Here is a 16,249-nt window from a genome sequence, read left to right on the forward strand (position 1 = left end):
CCGGTCAGATCCAACATCCAGGTCGGCTGTCAGGCCGCCCTCGCAGGCAAGCCAGCTCCCACAGTTTCAACCACATTCCATTACACTGTCCCCCATTAACTCCCAGGGGCCTTCATGGACATCGAACTGGCACGCACCTTCCTCGAAATCACCCGCTGCGGCAGCCTGGCCGCAGCGGCCGAGAAACTGCACGTCACCCAGACCGCCATCACCGCACGAGTCAAAAGCCTCGAAAGCCAGCTAGGCAGCACGCTGTTCGTGCGCAACCGCGCCGGCGCCCGGCTGACCGCCGACGGCGAGGCCTTCGTGGTGTACGCCAACCAGTTGCTGCAGACCTGGGAAGCCGCCAAGCGCGACCTGCCACTGCCCGATGGCTATCGCAACGTGCTGCACATCGGCGGCGAAGTCAGCCTGTGCAACCCGCTGATGCTCGGCTGGGCCCAGGCCTTGCGCCAGAACATCCCCGGCCACGCCCTGCGCACCGAAATCCGCGAAGGCGAATACCTGCTGCGCCAACTGGAGCTGGGTGTACTGGACGCCGCCCTGGTGTTCCAGCCGCAGTACTGGCCTGGGTTGCAGGTGGAACAGGTACTGGAAGAAAAACTGATCCTGGTGCAGCTGGTGAGCAACCCGGCGCCCTATGTGTACATCGATTGGGGACCCGGCTTTCGTCAGCAACACGACGCCGCCCTGCCCGACAAGGCCCGCGCCGCGCTGAGTTTCAACCTGGGGCCGCTGGCATTGCAGTACATCCTTGAGAACGGCGGCGCCGGCTATTTCCGCACCCGCGTGGTGCAGAGCTACCTGGACAGCGGCGTGATGCAACGCGTGCCCAAGGCGCCGGAGTTCAGCTTCCCCACGTACCTGGTGTATTCACGGGCGCGGGATTCGGCGGTATTGCAACAGGCGCTGGCGTTGCTGCGCGAGGTGGTCAAGGCCGAAAGCGACTGGTCGCAGCGCTGGGACCCGTTGATTTGAAGCAACAATATCCGCCGCGCATGCTAGCCTGCGGGTGTTTCCTTTTGCAGCCTTACCGATGAACAAGAAAAAGTCCGTCACCATCAGCGACATCGCCAAACAGGTCGGCATGACCACCATCACGGTGTCACGGGCGCTGAGCAAACCTGACCTGGTCAAGCCGGCCACCCTGGCACGCATCCTCGAAGTGGCGCGTGAGTTGGACTATGTGCCCAACGCCTTCGCCCGCGGGCTCAAGCGCAGTGAAAGCCTGATCATCGGCGTGATCACGGCGTCGGTGGACAACCCGTTCTACAGCGAAATGATCAAGGCGATTTCCCGCGAGGCCAAGCAGCACGGCTACACCATCATGCTGGTGGACACCGATGAACTGGAAGAACTGGAAAGCAAGGCCGTGGACACCCTGCTGGGCTACCGTGTGGCGGGGATCATCCTGTCGCCGGTCTCGGATGAGCCGGGCTACCAGCCCGACTACCTCGAACGCCTGGCCAACGGCAAGACCCCGGTGGTGCTGCTCGACCGCACGATCCACGACAGCCCGTTCAGCCGTGTGGTGCTCGACAACTACCACAGCGGCATCCAGGCCGCGCACTACCTGCTGCGCCAGACGCCCGACCTCAGGCGCCTGCTGGTGCTGACCGGCCCCGAACATTCACGCATCACCGTGGAGCGCCTCAAGGGCCTGCGCGAAGTGCTGGCCGAGCACCCGCAGGTGCAGGTCGAAGTGCAGGCCGGCGACTACACGCTGATGCCGTCCTACCTGCATACCCTCGACTACCTGGCCGAACACTCGGCGCCGGACGCGATCATGGGGTTCAACCAGTTGATCACCCTCGGCGCGCTGCGCGCGTTGCGCATGCACAACATCCCCCACGACAGCCTGACCATCTGCGGCATCGACCGCCTGCCCTTCGCCGATATCTTCGGCGTGCCCATCGCCTGCGTGGCCCATGATGCATCCCTGGCCGGCAGCAGCGCGGTACGCCTGCTGCTCGACCGCCTCGAAGATCCGAGCAAGCCCCGGGACAAGGTGGTCATCGCCGGCCAGTTGGAAAACGGCTAGCGGCTGGTATAGCCGCCGTCGATGGGCAGGCTGACACCGCTGATCATGCTCGCCGCCCGGCTCAGCAGGAACAGCACCGGCAGGGCCACTTCCGCGGTTTGCGCAAAACGCCCCAAAGGAATCGCCGCCAGCGCCGGGTCACGCTTGGCCGGTGCGGACCACGCCATGGTCGCCATCGGTGTGAGCGTGACCGTGGGGTTGACGCTGTTGACGCGAATGCCGAAGCGGCCCCACTCGGCACATTGCACGCGGGTGATCGCATCCAGCGCAGCCTTGGAGGCGCAGTAGCCAAGGTGATCGTCCAGCGCCACCAACGAGGCCTGGCTGGAGACGTTGACGATGCTGCCGGCGATCTGCGCTTCGATCATTTTCGCCGCCACACGGCTGGCGACCTGCGCGGCGGCGCGGGCATTGACGTTCATCACTTGGTCAAATGCCTCGGCGCTGATGGCAGCGGCAGGTTCCAGGCGCGAGATGCCGGCGCAGTTGACCAGGCCGTGCAGCGGCGGCAGGTCTTGCAGGGCGTTGTCGAGGGCCGCGCTGTCAGCGATGTCCAGGCAGAGGCTGCGGCAACCGAGTTGGGCCAGGGCCTGCGCGTCGCGGCCGAGGGCAAACACGTCGGCGCCGCTGGCGATCAGTTGTAGGGCGATTTCACGGCCAATGCCGCTGCTGGCGCCGGTGACGAGGATGCGGTGGTGGGTGAAGTCGAAGGCGGCGTTCATTCAGTTCTCCTGCAGGCTGTGCATGATCGGTTTCAGGGCCGGATACAGCTTCAGGTATTCGCCGAATGCGCGGTCATACGCCTCGACGTTTTGCGCCTTGGGCTCAGCGCGCAGCTCCAGTTGCACCCAGCCCTTGTCCATCGCCGCATCACTCACCAACCCCACCGTATGCGCCGCCAACAACGCCGCGCCCAGCGCTGCCTCAACCTCCTGCACGATGGTGTACACCGGGTACCGCGTAACGTCGGCGATGATCTGCATCCACAGGTCCGAATGGCTCGCCCCGCCCACTACGATCAAGCGCGGGTCGAGGGAATGCGCGCCGCGTGTGCCCGCTTCGATGTTATGGCGCAGGGCAAGACTCACCCCTTCCAGCACTGCGCGATACAGGTGGATTCTGCTGTGATACAGGTTCAACCCGACAAAGCTGCCACTGGCGCGGTCATCCCACACCGGGCTGCGCTCACCCATCAGGTAGGGTAGGAACAACAACCCTTCGCTGCCCGCCGGGATATGCATCGCCCGCTGTTCCAGCAGCACCAGGCTGTCCTGGCCGCTGGCCTCGGCCTGTTGCTCTTCCGCCTGGCAGAACTGCTCGCGAAACCAGTTCACCGAGGCACCGGCGGTGATCGCACCGCCAAAGATGTACAGGTCGCGGTGGCCGTTGTAGACGTGGGGCATGCTGACCAAACCGTGATGGGCATCCACCTGTTGGTTCAGGTAACCCCAGCACATGCTGGTGCCGATCATTGCCACGTGGTTGCCTGGCTGAGTCACACCCGCCGCCAAGGTTGCCATGGCCGCATCGACGCCACCGGCCAGAATCGGTGTGCCCGCCTGCAGGCCCAGGAGTGTCGCCCAGGCCTCAAGCAAACCACCGACCACCTCCCCGGAATGCACCAAGCGCTGCGGCATCATGGCCTGCGGGATACCCAGCGCATCGAGCATCTCGGCCGACCAGCCACGCGCCTTCACGTCGTAGACGCCACCAATGTTGCCGGCACTGCTGTGGTCCACCGCCAACTCACCGGTGAAGCACCAGTTGAGATAGCTGTTCGGCGGCAGCAGGTAGCGGGTCTTGGCCCACACCTCGGGTTGGTGCTGCTTGAGCCAGAGCATCTTGGTGAAGCCGTAGTAGCTGTCCACCGAGTTGCCGGTCACCTCGAACAGGCGCTCCAGGTCCACATGCTCGCGCACCCAGGCCACCTGCTCGCCGGCGCGGCGGTCCATCCAGATCAGGCACGGGTGCAGCGGTGTGAGCTGCGCATCCACCGCAATCCCCGAACCGCCGTACAGGCTGCTGATGCACAGCGCCTTGACCTGGTCTTTCGCCACGCCGGCCTTGGCCATGCACTGCGCCACACAGGCCTCGACGGCGTCCAGCCAGACCTGCGGCCATTGTTCGGCCCAGCGCACTTTCGGGGTATCCACCCGATACCCCTGGCTGTGCTGGGCGATGATCGTGCCTTGAGCATCCACCAGCAGCGCCTTGGTGCTCTGGGTTCCGATGTCGACCCCCATCACGTAATTCATGTTCAAACCACCGGCTTCAACAGCACCTTGATCGACTTGGTCGAGTTGGCCAGCTCGAAGGCTTCGGCCCAGTCGTCCAGCGGGAAGTCATGGGTGACGATGCCTTTGGACGTGACCAGGCCGCGCTCGAACAGGTCGATGGCGATCGGGTAGCAATACGGGCCAAGGTGCGCGCCGCGTACGTCCAGCTCCTTGCGGTCGCCGATGATCGACCAGTCGACGCTGGTCTCGGCGCCGAACACGCTGAACTCGACAAACCGCCCGAGCTTGCGGATCAGGTCCAGGCCCTGGGTGACGCCGGCCGGTACGCCAGTGGTTTCGATGTAGACGTCGCAACCGTAGTTGTCGGTGAGGCCGTTGATGATCTCGCGGGCGTTGTCACGGGCCGGGTTGATCACCACGTCGGCGCCAAATTGCTTCGCCAGTTCCAGTCGTTCGTCGACCATGTCGATCACCACCAGTTTCTTCGGGGTCTTCAACGCGGCGACCTGGACCATGCACAGGCCGAGGGTGCCGGCGCCGGCGATCACCACCACGTCGTCAAGCTGGATATCGCCACGGTTGACGGTGTGGATCGAGCAGGCCATCGGTTCCACCAGCGCCGAGTCTTCCAGCGACACCGACTCGGGAATCTTGTGCACGATGGCGGTCTTGGGAATGCGCATGTACTGGGCCATGCCGCCTTCGGCCACTTCACGCTGGAAGCCGAAGATGTTGTGCACTTCGCACATCCAGTACTTGCCGGATTTGCAGAAGCGGCACTTGCCACAGGGCACGATCTGCTCGGCGATCACCTTGTCGCCGACCGCGACTTCAAAGTGCTCGGCGGCGCCCTCGCCCACTTCCACCACATAACCGAAAAACTCGTGCCCCGGCACCACCGGCGCCTTGACCCAGGGGTTGTCGCCACCCCAGAACATCGCGGCGCCCGAGTGGCATTTGCAGTCGCTGGCGCAGATACCGCAGGCGGCGATGCGGATCACCAGTTCATTGGCGCGGGCCTGGGGTTTGCCGATGCGTTCCAGGCGGTAGTCTTTGGGGCCGTGGCAGACGACGGCTTGCATATCGGTGTGCTTGTCCATGGTGTCGAATCCTGTGCTTGTTAGGAGTTTATTTGTGGCGCTGACGGCTGATGAAAATCGCCAGCAAAATGATCGCGCCCTTGATCACGCTCTGGACGTAGGGCGACACGCCAAGCATGTTCAGGCCGTTGTTCAGCACGCCAAGCAGCATGGCGCCGAGCAAGGTGCCGACGATCACCCCGCGCCCGCCAGCAATCGATGCCCCGCCGAGTACCACGGCGGCAATCGCATCCAGCTCGAACGACACGCCGGCATTCGGCTGGCCGCTCATCAGGCGTGAGGTGAGTACCAGCCCGGCAATCGCTGCGGTCAGGCCGCTGATGCCATACACCAGCAGCTTGAAGCGCGCGGCGCGCACGCCGGACAGGCGCACCGCTTCTTCATTGCCGCCGATGGCGTAGATGTAGCGGCCGATGCGCGTGTGTTGCAGCAGCACATAGGCGGCGGCGTAGGTGATCAGCATGATCAGGATCGGTACTTCGATGCCGAACAGGCTCTGGCGACCGAAGAAGCCGAACCACTCCGGCAGCCCGGAAATCGGGTAGCCGTCGGTGTACATCAGGCCCAGGCCACGGGCGATGCCCATGGTCGCCAGGGTCACGATGATCGGCGGCATGTGCAGGTAGGCGACGAACAGGCCGTTACCGATGCCGAAGGCCACACCGATCAACATCCCCGCGCCAATCGCCAGGCCCGGCGGCAGGCCCGCGACCATCAACCCGGCGGTGAGCGTACCGGACAACGCCATCACCGGCCCCACCGAGAGATCGATGCCGCCGGTGAGGATCACGCAGGTCATGCCCACCGCGATGATCGCGTTGATCGACACCTGGCGGGCGATGTTCGACAGGTTGCTGGCCGTCAGGAAGGTATCGCTGGCGAGGATCATCACCAGAGTCACCACCACCAGCCCCACGAACGGGTAGAACGCTGGCGAGCGCACCAGCCGCGTCAGGTTCAGGCGCAGCCGGCTGCTGTCGACGGTGTTAATGGACGTATTCACTTGAGCCCCCTGTTGCATGGCGCATGACCTCTTGAGGATTGACGGCGGACGCTTCGAGGACCTTGACGATCGCGCCCTTGTGGAACACGGCGACGCGGTCGCACATGCCGATGACTTCCGGCAGCTCGGAGGAAATCATGATGATTGCGTAGCCCTGTTCGGTGAGGCTGCGCATCAGCGCGTAGATCTGCGCCTTGACCCCCACGTCGATGCCTCGGGTGGGTTCGTCGAACACCAGCACGTCGCAGTGGTGGTTGATCCAGCGGGCGATCACCACCTTCTGCTGGTTGCCGCCACTGAGGTTGAACACCCGGCTTTCGCCGCTGGGCGCCTTGATCGACAGCTGGCGCATCAGGTCTTCGACGCTGGCGCTTTCCCTGGCCTTGTCGATCAGGCCCGAAGCGTTCTGGTATTTGGGCAGGTTGTTCAGCGAGATGTTTTCACGAATGCTGAAATCGGTGATCAGCCCTTCGCTCTTGCGGCTTTCCGGCAGCAGGCCGATGCCGTGGGCGAGCGCCTGGGCCGGGTCATCCAGGGTGATTTTCTCGCCGCGCAGCCACACGTCTTTGCTCACCGACGGCCGCGCGCCCATCATGCCCAGGGCCAGCTCGGTGCGACCGGAGCCGACCAGACCCGCAAAGCCGAGAATCTCGCCCTTGTGCAACTGGAAGCTGTTGCGGGGCCCGTTGCGCACCAGCTGGATGTCCTTGACCTCCAGCAACAACGGCCCGCGTGCGCTGCTCGGTTTGGGCGGAAAACTGCATGCCAGGCGGCGCCCGACCATCATCTCGACCAGGCGGTCGATGTCACTGTCGGCCACCTCGGTGACGCCGACATTGCCGCCGTCGCGCAACACGCTGATGCGGTCGCACACCTGGAAAATCTCCTCCAGGTGATGGGAGATAAAGATCACCGCCACGCCCTGGCGCTTGAGCTCGCGCATGATCTCGAACAGCAGCTCGGCCTCGCTCGGCGTGAGGGTGGCGGTGGGTTCGTCGAGCACCAGCAGGCGCGCATCCAGGGCCAGGGCCTTGGCGATTTCGACGAACTGCTGTTCGGCCACGCTCAGGTGCTTGACCGCGCATTGCAGGTCGAGGGTCACGCCCAGGCGCTTGAACAGCGCCTCGCTGGCCGCGACCATTTCGCGCTTGCGCAGCAGGCCGAAACGGTTGCTGAGCTCATGGCCGAGGAAGATGTTTTCCACGGCCGTGAGGTAGGGAATCAGGCTGAATTCCTGGAACACGATGCCGATGCCGGCGGCGATTGCATCGCGGTAGGTCGCAAACTGGCAGGCCTGGCCATCGATCAGGATCTGGCCTTCGTCCTGATGCTCGACACCGCCGAGGATCTTCATCAGGGTCGATTTGCCCGCGCCATTTTCGCCGAGCAAGGCATGGATCTCGCCGCGCTCGACCTGCAGGTTGATGGACTTGAGGGCCTGTACGCCCGGGTACCGCTTACAGATGTTTTCCAGCTTCAGAAGACTGCTCATGCCGCCGACCTCGTATTCAGAAGGAGACCGCAAGCCCCACGGATGGCGTGGGGCCTGGGTGATTTACCAGCTGAAATCCTTGGCCTTGGCCTGGTCGATCAGGGTGATGTCCACCGGGATGCTGGCCGGCACTTGCGAGCCCCACTTCTTGGCCAGGGCGATGCCCAGGGCAAGGCGGATCTGGTCACGAGGGTATTGCGCCGAGGTGGCGATGAATTTGCTGCCCGGCTTCTGGATCGCCTTGATCGCTTCCGGCGCGCCGTCGACGCTGACCAGCTTCACGTCCAGGCCACTGGCTTCGATGGCCGAGAGTGCGCCGAGGGAGCCGTTGTCATTCACGCTGAAAATGCCCTTGAGCGTCGGTTGCGCCTGCAGCATGTTTTCGGTGACGGTCAGCGCCTGGTCACGTTCCTGCTTGCCGTTCTGGATGCTGACAATCTTGATGTCCGGGTGCTTGGCCACGGCTTCTTTGCAACCGCGCACACGCTCCAGGATCGGTACCACGGCAATGCCGTCGAGGATGGCGATATTGCCTTTGTCGCCAATGCTCTTGGCCAGGTGTTCACAGGCCTGGAAGCCGGCGTCGAAGTTTTTCGAACCGACGAAGGAGTCCAGCGGGCCGTCCGCCTGGGCATCGACCGCAACCACCACTACACCGGCGGCGTGGGCGGACTTGACGGCCGATTGCACGCCGACCGAGTCGGTGGGGTTGATCAGCAGGATATCGATGCCTTTTTGCAGCATGTCTTCAACGTCGCTGACCTGCTTGGACACGTCATGGCGGGCGTCGGTGATGATCAATTTCGCACCGATGGTCGCCCCGGCTTCTTCCAGGGCGTTTTTCATGGTGACGAAATAGGGGTTGTTGATTTCCTGGAAGGACGCGCCGATGCGGATCGGCTTGGCGGCGTCGGCAAAAGCGGGGGCAGCGGTGCCGAGGGTGATGCTTACAGCCAATAAACACAGGGTTTTCGGGAGCATTTTCATGGCGTGGTTCTCTGTTTTGTTTTTATTGTTAGAGCAAATGTTATCGTTAACATTTTGCGAGAAGCTAACAAGGAAATTCGGGTGACGCAAGGGGCCGCTGGTCGGCTTCGGTCGGAATGTCACAAGGGGGGGGCTGCTTCGCAGCCCAACGCGGGGCAAGCCCGCTCGCCACAGCAAGCCCCTCCCACACGTGTTCATGTGTGCACCACAAAACCTCGCACAATCTTGAGTACCAACTAAGCTCAGCCTCCAACAAAAAATACCGAGCTGCCTGCCATGGCCCATCCCACCGAGACCTTTCGCGCCCGTTACCGTGCCCAAGTCGCGCCCCACTACAACCCCTGGCTCCACGCCAGTTTCGTGTTCGGCTACGGCATCGCGTGCATCAGCCTGGCCTGGTCATCGACGCACCAGATCACCGCGCTGCAATGGCTGACCGTGCCCGCGACGCTGGTGTTCTTCAACCTGTGTATCTACCTGGTACACCGCCACCTCGGCCACCACAAACACGCCCTGGCCCGCCTGTTTTATGCGCGCCACACCGGCGATCACCACAGTTTTTTCACCCCCGGCCACATGACCTACGACAGCCCTCGGGACTGGCGCGTCATCCTGTTCCCGGCCTGGCTGATCGTGCTGCACAGCCTGGCGATCACCCTGCCCGCCTGGTGGCTGCTCCAGCAGTTGAGCCCCAACGTCGCCGGATTGTTCGCCGGGTGCATGATCCTCGGGTATTTGCTTTACGAATTGTTTCACGCCTGCGAACACCTGCCCGCCGACCACCCGGTGGCACGCCTGCCGTGGCTGCGCCAGATGCATCAGTTGCATGCCCTGCATCACCGCCGTGAGCTGATGCAGGGGCGCAATTTCAATATCGTCCTCCCGCTGATGGATTACTTGTTCGGCACCCTGTACTGGGAGCCGGGCCCCCACGACAACCAGGAATCGTCATGAGTACCCGTCCCAAAAAACTGCGTCATCTGTTGTTTGTGCTGTTTCTGCTGGTGATCGCCTTCTTGCTGTTGATGCCCACCAAAGTGCAACCGGTGAACTGGACACCGCCCAAGCCGCCGTCGCTGAAGGACGGCCCCTACGCCGAAAACCAGCGCCTCAAGGGCGTGCAGAAGATCGGCGCGCAGGACATCGCCGGGCCAGAGGCGTTGCTGCTGGATGCCCAGGGTTATCTGATCAGTGGCTTGCATGACGGGCGCATCATCCGCACCGCGCCTGACAGCCGCAGCCTGGAGGTGCTGGCCAACACCGGCGGGCGGCCTCTGGGTATGGCGCTGCACCCGGATGGGCGCTTGATCATTGCCGATGGCATCAAGGGCTTGCTCGCCCTGGATGCAAACCACCAACTCACCACCCTGAGCACGGGTGCCAATAATGTCCCCTTCGGCTTCACCAATGACGTCACCGTGGACGCCAGCGGGCGTTATACCTACTTCAGCGATGCATCAAGCCGCTGGGGTTATGGGCAGGACGGCGAAGCGGTGATCGAACATGGCGGCGATGGTCGGCTGCTGCGCTATGACTTCAGCAACGGCACCACCGAGGTGCTGCTCGACCAGCTGCAATTCGCCAATGGCGTGGCCCTGGGCCCGGATGAAAATTATGTACTGGTCAATGAGACCGGCGCCTATCGCATCAGCCGGTATTGGCTCAAGGGGGAACGTGCCGGCAGCCATGACCTGTTTATCGACAACCTGCCCGGCCTGCCGGACAACCTCAGTTTCAACGGCCAGGACCGTTTCTGGGTAGCACTGTATTCACCGCGCAACCCGCTGCTGGACAGTTTCGCCGGCTACCCCATGCTGCGCAAAGTGATGGTGCGGGCGTTGATGGTGGTGCCCAAGCCGATCGAGCGCAAAGCCTTCGTGCTGGGGTTGGATACGCAAGGCAAGGTGATTGCCAATTTGCAGGATGGCAGTGCAGGAAATTACTCGCCCATTACTACCGCTCGGGAATACGGCGAGTGGCTGTACCTGGGCTCGCTGAAGAGTACGAGCATGGCGCGACTGCCGTTGGCACTGGCGTTGGCGCCCTGACGCAAAAAGGGCATACAGGCGCGCGGCCCGTATGCCCTGGTGGTTACCGGTTAAACACGCTTAGCTCTTGGTGCTGCTGAGCAGGGTCTGCTTGCACAGGTGGCCAAAGCTGACGAACTGGACGTTGTCACCGCCGACGCCAATACCCGGATACTCGAGCACTTCCATACGCCATACGCCGTAGTTGAAGTCGGTGCGCCAGGTGTTTTTGTAGCCCTGGGCGTAGTCGACAAAGGTGGTCTGGAAGTCACCGAAGCAGGTGCCTACGTTGATCGTGCCCCCTGCCAGACCGGCGCTGTTGGTGGCCGCCGAATAGCCTTTGTAGACAATAGCGCCGGTGTCCGGGTTGATGTGCTGGTCGAGGTAGACGATCGGGTGCAGGCCCACCAACGGTGCGCCGGTGCTGTCCGACAGCCCCATGGTCCAGGTCAGGTCGCGATAGGCCTGGGTGGTCATGTAGCCATACCCCACGTTGGACGCGGAGGAAGGAATGCGCAACACGTTGCCTTCGCCTTTCACATCTGGGTTGTTCACCCGAGGGTTGGAACCGAAGGACAGGTTGTATTTGCCCGTCGCGCTCCAAGGCTCATTCGGGTGTTGGTTCGGACGAACACGCACCTTGACCACCCCGCCGACACCCGGGTTCGGGATCGACGTCGACACGACATTCGCGCCCACGGTGACCCACTGGCTGCCATCGAAACGCTCAAGGATCCACTTGTTGCGCGTGCTGCCACTGGCCGCGTCGGCCGTCAGCGCGATGCCTACGCTCTGGCCACGGACCGCCGTGAAATCAAAGTAGTCGACGTCGTTGAGGCTGTCGGCGTTGCCTTTGATGTAGTTCAGGGTATCCGGCAGTTGAAACGCCGTGTCGGGCGTGTCATTGGGCTCATAGGCATCGATATTGGCATCCACCGCCACACCGAACTGGAAGCTGGAACCCTGCACCGCGGCGTTGGCTTCCATGAACCAGTAGTAGTCACCGGCAGGCACCACACCGCTCAGGCTCTCATCGCCCGTACCTGGATTATTCGAGGTGCCCAGCGGGAGCGGATTGCCTTGGCCATCGTCCTGGAACAGGGTCAACGACATGTCGGTGCCTGCGGTCTGGCCGACCAGCAACGCGTTGATGCGCGCCTTCTGTGGCAGGTTGAAGTGATAGCACAGCAGGTCACCGGTCTGCACGCCATTGAGGGTGTACAACTGGTTCACATCCAGCGTGGTTTCGCAGCCTTGGACCAGTGCCGCCTGCACGGCAGCCGCTGCCTGGGCATCGGCTTTCCTGACCTGGGTCACCGGCGCCGGAGCGGCATGATCTTCCACCACCGAATCGGCCTGGGCCTTGGCGGCGAACGCCGGTTTTTTCAATTGAGCGCCCGCTTTGAGTTGCTGCTTGAGCGTCGCAGGGGCCTTGGTGGCCGGCACTTTACCGGCGGCCTTGAGGCTTTGCTTGATGTCAGTTTGAACGGCTTGGGCAGCCAGGTGAGGGTATTGCTCGGCCAGGGCAAAGGCCGAAACGAAGCAGGAGGCCGCCATGGCCGCGCCCAGCATAAAGGCTTTTTTCGATTTCATTTTTTATCCATCCATAGTTAAAAAGTGAAGCTCAGGTGACGTCCGGTCACCTGGGATGGAATGTAGGATATGACTGGATGGATGTACAGTATTTTTTTCTGAAAAAGGCAATATCACCATTGATCGCTATGATCTTGCCTAATACCCAGTCATTTCCAGGTAACCCACCCCACCTTCGAACTGCACCGGGCCTTCCCAGTACGGGATACTCAGGTTCATCCAGGCATTCGGGTTGACCGCTTGCGCGGTGATATCCAGCTGCTTGCCGGGGACCTTCAGCGACCAGCGAGTGGGGATCTTGCGCCCTTCAAGGGTCGTGGTTTCCAGGGGCTGAAGCTGGATATCCGCGTTGTGCAGGGTTTGCGTATGGCCCTCGCGATCAATCCAGGTGCCGGTCAGGTAGGACGCGCCATCGGTTTGCCGTACTCGGAACAACATCAATTGCTCGCCCCGGTCCAGGTGCAGGGAGAACCAGTCCCAGCCGGTCTGGCTGGCGGTCAACGGCTGGCTGCTCCATTCACGGTCGAGCCAGGCCGGGCCGCTGACTTGATACACCCTGCCGTCAATGCTGACGCTGCCACGGGCACTGAAAAACGGCTGACTGTAGTAGTAAGACGCCTGGCCCTGGTCGGATTTGCGGCTATAGCCGTGGTCGCCCTGCAGCACCAATGGACGGCTGGACGTAAGGTGCAGGTCGTAGGCGAATTGCGCACCGCTGGCCTTGAGTTGCATGTCCGCCAGAGGGCTATCGGCACCAGGGCGGGTGACGAAACTCCAATCATCGATCCAGGCGTTGAACGGCACTGCCTGGGCTCCGGCCTGGCCGACGCCGCCGCGTGCGTAACGTTCGGCGGCGTAATGGCGGGTGGCGGACGTGACAGCGGCGTGGCCGAGCCACACGGTGGAGTCGTGCCAGCCCGCTTGTACCGGCCCGGCCTTGAGCGCGTTGCGAAACAGCGTCCACTGCACGCCGAAGACATTGCCTTGCGCGTCCTTGAGGTTGGCGGTGACGTACCACCATTCGATACGAAAGCCCGCATGGGGGCCGTGATCCTCGGGGAAGCTGAACACCTTGCCGGGCACCACCCGGGAAAAATCCGCCGCGTCGCTGCCCAGGCCGGCAAAGCTCTCTACGGGAACAGGCGCTTTGTCACAGGCACTCAGCAACAACAAGGCAACCCCTGTAGGAGCGAGCTTGCTCGCGAAAAACCTCAACGATAACGCGTGCTGCCTGGTTGCACGCGTCGTCCTGGCGTTCTTCGCGAGCAAGCTCGCTCCTACAGAGAGCACGGCTTGAAACAGGGTCTTAATCTTCATTGGCAAACGTCCTCAACAAATCCGCAGGACGGCTGCGGTACAACTGCCACAACGGCCAGGCCGACGCCAGCAAGGTCGCCAGCATCGCCAACCCGAGCAATTGCGCCAGCTGCCACGGGAACACCTGCAATGGCAGGCGCCAGCCAAACGCTTGCACGTTGATCACCGCATCCAGGCACCAGGCCAACAGCAGGCCGAGCGGTACGGCCAGGACTAATGTGAGCACCGCCAGCAGCCAGGTCTGGCCCAGATTGAGCAGCATCAATTGCCGACGCGTGACGCCCAATGCCCACAACGGTGCAAGCTGGCCCAGGCGGTTCTGGCTCTGGGTCAACAGGCTGATGAACAACGCCACGCCGGCCACGCCCAAGGTCAGGCTGTTCAGGGCGGCAGTGGCGGCGAAGGTGCGTTCGAACACCTGGCTCGACCAGCCCTTGAGTTGTTGCTGATCGACGATACGGCTGTCGTCCAGGGCAAAGGCGCGCTGCACCTCACGTACCAGCGGCGCTACGTCCGACGACGACACCCGCAGGTTGAAACGCGCCGGTGACAGCGTCGGCCAGTGCGCCAGCAGATGTTGTGAATTGACCAGCACATGGCCCTTGGGGTTGCCGTAGTCGGCGTAGATCCCCACCACCTTCGGCGCCCACACACCTTGGGGCGTGGGGATGTTCACGGCATCGCCCAGTTTCACCCCGAGCCGGCGCGCCAGTTGCTCGCTGAGCATCAAGGTGTCGCCCTTCTGCAACTGGTCCCAGGGTTCGCTCGTGGCCTCCAGCAGCGGCCAATGCTGGCGGTAGGTGGGATCATCGACCACACCAAACAGGTCCGCCGGCCAGCCCTGCACTTGCACGGCGACCTGCCAGGTGGGCAGCACGGTCTTTACTATTGGCTGTTGCGCCAGCCAGGTGCCGAGTTGTTCGGCTTGGGCAGCGCTTTGAGGATTCAGATACAGCTCGGCCGTCAGTCGCTGCTCCAACCAGTTGCTGAAGGTATGCCGAAAACCCGAGGTCATGGAGCCCGCGCCGATGTTCGCGGCCAGGGCCAGGAGCAACGCCATCAGGGCCAGGCTCAAGGCCGGCAACTGCTGGCGGCAGTCGGCGAGAAACCATTGGCCAAGCACTGAACGGCTGCGCCCCAACACCGCCTTGAGCAGGCCATTGAGCAGCACCGGCAAACCGAGCGCCGCCCCCAGCAGCAAGGCGGCCATCAGCACAAACCCGGCAGCCAGGCTATTGCCCAACCACAGCGCCAGCACAGCGATCAGCAATGCGACGGCAGCCACCCACGCTTGACGGCGCAACCAGCGCCCATGGGCTTCATGCCAGGCCTGGGCATTGGCCAGCGCCAGCAAGGGCAGGCGCGCTGCCCGCCACAGGCTACCGGCACCGGCGAGCAACGCACCGATCAGGCTCAAGCCCAGCCCCGCGCCCCACCACCACGGGCTGAGGCTCAACTGCCCCGGGACTTCGGCGCCATACAAACCACGCAGGCTGGCGGCCACATCCGGCAATAACAGACTGGCCAGCAGGTAGCCACTTGCGACGCCCAGCACACCCCCGAGCAACGAGAGCACGCCCAGCTCCACACTCAGGCTCACAATCAGCATGCGCACGCTGACCCCACAAGCGCGCAACGTACGCAGCAACCCGCGCCGTTGCTCCAGGGCCAGGCCGATGGCGGCATGCACAATGAACAGCCCCACCACAAAGGACAGGAAACCCAGCGCGTCGAGGTTCAGGTGAAAGCTCTCGGTAAGGCGTGCGAGGTTGTTGTCCTCGCCTTGCTTGAGCTGCAACCCGGCGGGCGGCGTGGGTTGGCTGGCGGCGAATGCCTTGTCCACCAGCAGGCGCGACAGGCGCTCCGGCATATCGAGCACAGGCTGGGCAAAACCGATGTCGGTGAGCAACAGGCCGGGCGCCATGTCTGCTTGGGCTTGCAGCGGCGGCAGGGGGTGACCGCCCACAGTGGTCGGTTGCTGGCCTTCGCGCAGCCCCAGGGCCTGCAAGGTCTGCGGCGCAATCCAGGTACGCCCCGGCGGTTCAAAAAACGCGAGCATCTGCGCCTGGCTCAAGCGCTGCCCCGCCACGGCGCCGCTACCGGGCAACGACAACGGATCGATGCCCATCAACTGCAGGCGTACATCCTCCCGCCCCTTGAGCTGTACCCGCCCCTGCACCACCGGCGACACCGGCCACCCGGCGCGGCGCAATTGAGCAAAGACCGCCTGGGGGAAACTCGCCCCGTCCGGCGCGCCGAGGCTGGCCTGGGGTTCGCCGCCGATCAATTGGCTGGCGCGGGCATAGCTGTCACGCGCCTGGCTGTTGAGGGCTTGCACGCCGATCAACAGTGCGGTCGCCAGCCAGAGGCCGGTGAGCACGCTGAAAAACTGCACCGGATGCCGTCGCCAGTGGCTGAGCAATGCGCGCAAGGTCCACTGAAATACCGCCAT

At 63.2% G+C, this 16,249-nt stretch carries 13 protein-coding genes; 4 read left to right on the forward strand and 9 right to left on the reverse strand.

Going from position 1 to position 16,249, the window contains the following annotated elements; translation table 11 throughout:
• Positions 1-114: 114 nt before the first annotated feature.
• On the forward strand, positions 115-978 hold the full coding sequence (locus BLR69_RS10345) for a LysR family transcriptional regulator (protein ID WP_071495889.1): 864 nt from the start codon (positions 115-117) through the stop codon (positions 976-978).
• A 58-nt stretch (positions 979-1,036) separates the two neighbouring features.
• Complete coding sequence (locus BLR69_RS10350) at positions 1,037-2,041, forward strand: LacI family DNA-binding transcriptional regulator (protein WP_071495890.1); 1,005 nt, start codon at positions 1,037-1,039, stop codon at positions 2,039-2,041.
• Here the strand turns inward: BLR69_RS10350 and BLR69_RS10355 are convergent.
• The 6 genes from BLR69_RS10355 to BLR69_RS10380 form a co-directional block, all read right to left on the reverse strand.
• Positions 2,038-2,763 (reverse strand): SDR family oxidoreductase, encoded by a 726-nt coding sequence (locus BLR69_RS10355; RefSeq protein WP_071495891.1) that lies wholly within the window; start codon positions 2,761-2,763, stop codon positions 2,038-2,040. The two genes, BLR69_RS10350 and BLR69_RS10355, sit on opposite strands and share 4 nt — an antisense overlap.
• Entirely contained in the window at positions 2,764-4,296 is a 1,533-nt protein-coding gene (locus BLR69_RS10360) for an FGGY-family carbohydrate kinase (protein ID WP_071495892.1), read from the reverse strand.
• Positions 4,297-4,298: 2 nt separating this feature from the next.
• The gene (locus tag BLR69_RS10365; RefSeq protein ID WP_071495893.1) at positions 4,299-5,378 is read right to left on the reverse strand and encodes an alcohol dehydrogenase catalytic domain-containing protein; all 1,080 of its coding nucleotides are present in this window, start codon (positions 5,376-5,378) and stop codon (positions 4,299-4,301) included.
• Between the two features lie 28 nt (positions 5,379-5,406).
• Positions 5,407-6,399 (reverse strand): ABC transporter permease, encoded by a 993-nt coding sequence (locus BLR69_RS10370; protein ID WP_071495894.1) that lies wholly within the window; start codon positions 6,397-6,399, stop codon positions 5,407-5,409.
• Entirely contained in the window at positions 6,365-7,873 is a 1,509-nt protein-coding gene (locus BLR69_RS10375; protein WP_071495895.1) for a sugar ABC transporter ATP-binding protein, read from the reverse strand. Before BLR69_RS10375 ends, BLR69_RS10370 begins: the two co-directional genes overlap by 35 nt.
• A 63-nt stretch (positions 7,874-7,936) precedes the next feature.
• On the reverse strand, positions 7,937-8,860 hold the full coding sequence (locus BLR69_RS10380; protein ID WP_071495896.1) for a substrate-binding domain-containing protein: 924 nt from the start codon (positions 8,858-8,860) through the stop codon (positions 7,937-7,939).
• A gap of 276 nt (positions 8,861-9,136) precedes the next feature.
• Here BLR69_RS10380 and BLR69_RS10385 point away from each other — a divergent pair, with 276 nt between their 5' ends.
• Together BLR69_RS10385 and BLR69_RS10390 are read left to right on the forward strand one after the other, a co-directional pair.
• Positions 9,137-9,814 (forward strand): sterol desaturase family protein, encoded by a 678-nt coding sequence (locus BLR69_RS10385; protein WP_071495897.1) that lies wholly within the window; start codon positions 9,137-9,139, stop codon positions 9,812-9,814.
• Entirely contained in the window at positions 9,811-10,908 is a 1,098-nt protein-coding gene (locus BLR69_RS10390; RefSeq protein ID WP_071495898.1) for an SMP-30/gluconolactonase/LRE family protein, read from the forward strand. Before BLR69_RS10385 ends, BLR69_RS10390 begins: the two co-directional genes overlap by 4 nt.
• 60 nt (positions 10,909-10,968) lie before the next feature.
• Here the strand turns inward: BLR69_RS10390 and BLR69_RS10395 are convergent, their stop codons facing one another.
• The 3 genes from BLR69_RS10395 to BLR69_RS10405 all read right to left on the reverse strand — a co-directional run bounded on the left by BLR69_RS10395 (position 10,969) and on the right by BLR69_RS10405 (position 16,249).
• A complete protein-coding gene (locus BLR69_RS10395; protein WP_071495899.1) occupies positions 10,969-12,480 on the reverse strand; it encodes a hypothetical protein in 1,512 nt (503 codons plus the stop codon).
• Between the two features lie 138 nt (positions 12,481-12,618).
• A complete protein-coding gene (locus BLR69_RS10400) occupies positions 12,619-13,653 on the reverse strand; it encodes a lipocalin-like domain-containing protein (protein WP_232000971.1) in 1,035 nt (344 codons plus the stop codon).
• A 133-nt stretch (positions 13,654-13,786) separates the two neighbouring features.
• Entirely contained in the window at positions 13,787-16,249 is a 2,463-nt protein-coding gene (locus tag BLR69_RS10405; RefSeq protein ID WP_071495901.1) for an FtsX-like permease family protein, read from the reverse strand.

It is taken from the genome of Pseudomonas azotoformans (assembly GCF_900103345.1).
GTDB lineage: Bacteria > Pseudomonadota > Gammaproteobacteria > Pseudomonadales > Pseudomonadaceae > Aquipseudomonas > Aquipseudomonas azotoformans.